A 248-nucleotide genomic window follows, 5' to 3' on the forward strand; every position below is an offset into this window, starting at 1 on the left:
ATCCAGCCCGTGATTAAGCCGGAACCAGATAGCCAGACCACCGGCGGGGAATGTAAACTGACCATCCTGGCCGAGCACATTTTTCAATTGCTCTGCCAGAAAAACCCGCCTTGCATGATAAATCCGGCGGGCTTTGCGTGCGTGGCGTTTAATCGTGCCGTCAGCCAGCAGATCACTCAGAGCCAGCTCCAGCGGCAGATCTCCTTGCCGGTCAATGGCCTCACGATGACGGATCATACGCTGCAATA

General features: G+C 55.6%; 1 pseudogene. It reads right to left on the reverse strand.

From position 1 onward, the window contains the following. A pseudogene (locus HBA93_RS22585) lies at positions 1-248 on the reverse strand (MocR-like pyridoxine biosynthesis transcription factor PdxR); the annotation flags it as partial.

It is taken from the genome of Ochrobactrum sp. SFR4 (assembly GCF_019730395.1).
Lineage (GTDB): Bacteria > Pseudomonadota > Alphaproteobacteria > Rhizobiales > Rhizobiaceae > Pseudochrobactrum.